Here is a 1191-nt window from a genome sequence, read left to right as displayed (position 1 = left end):
ATGGCAAAGGAAAAATTCGAGCGGACCAAGCCGCACGTCAACGTGGGCACGATTGGTCACGTGGACCACGGCAAGACGACGCTGACGGCGGCCATCACGACGGTGCTGGCGAGCAAGTTTGGTGGTCAGGCCAAGAAGTACGATGAGATCGATGCGGCGCCGGAGGAGAAGGCGCGCGGCATCACGATCAACACCGCGCACGTCGAGTACGAGACGGCCAACCGGCACTATGCGCACGTGGACTGCCCGGGGCACGCCGACTATGTGAAGAACATGATCACCGGTGCGGCGCAGATGGACGGAGCCATCCTGGTGGTGTCGGCGGCCGACGGCCCGATGCCGCAGACGCGCGAGCACATCCTGCTGGCGCGCCAAGTGGGGGTGCCCTACATCATCGTATTCCTGAACAAGTGCGACATGGTCGACGACGCCGAGCTGCTCGAACTCGTCGAGATGGAAGTGCGCGAGCTGCTGTCCAAATACGACTTCCCTGGGGACGACATCCCCATCATCAAAGGCTCGGCCAAGCTGGCGCTGGAAGGCGACAAAGGCGAGCTGGGCGAGCAAGCCATCATGAAGCTGGCCGAAGCGCTGGACAGCTACATCCCCACGCCCGAGCGTGCCATCGACCAGCCCTTCCTGATGCCGATTGAAGACGTCTTCTCCATCTCGGGCCGTGGCACCGTGGTCACGGGGCGGGTCGAGCGCGGCATCATCAAAGTCGGTGACGAAATCGAAATCGTGGGTCTGCGCCCGACGCAGAAGACCACCTGCACCGGTGTGGAGATGTTCCGCAAGCTGCTCGACCAGGGCCAGGCGGGCGACAACGTCGGCATCCTGCTGCGTGGTACCAAGCGCGAAGAAGTCGAGCGGGGGCAAGTGCTGGCCAAGCCCGGCACCATCACCCCGCACACGCACTTCACGGGCGAGGTGTACGTGCTCAGCAAAGAAGAAGGTGGGCGGCACACGCCGTTCTTCAACAACTACCGGCCGCAGTTTTACTTCCGCACCACCGACGTCACGGGTGCGATCGAGCTGCCCAAGGACAAGGAGATGGTGATGCCGGGAGACAACGTCACCATCACCGTCAAGCTGATTGCGCCGATTGCGATGGAAGAAGGCCTGCGCTTTGCGATCCGCGAAGGCGGCCGCACGGTCGGCGCCGGCGTCGTGGCCAAGATCATCGAGTGA

1 protein-coding gene is annotated in these 1191 nt (G+C 63.2%); it reads left to right on the top strand.

Annotated features, from left to right (window positions below; all coding sequences use genetic code 11):
- Positions 1 to 1191, top strand: a complete 1191-nt coding sequence (gene tuf, locus Tchar_RS13485) for an elongation factor Tu (protein WP_144329485.1) — start codon at positions 1 to 3, stop codon at positions 1189 to 1191.

Origin of the sequence: Tepidimonas charontis (assembly GCF_007556685.1) — a bacterium.
Classification (GTDB): Bacteria; Pseudomonadota; Gammaproteobacteria; order Burkholderiales; family Burkholderiaceae_C; genus Tepidimonas; species Tepidimonas charontis.
This window is presented reverse-complemented; position numbering and strand designations above follow the sequence as displayed.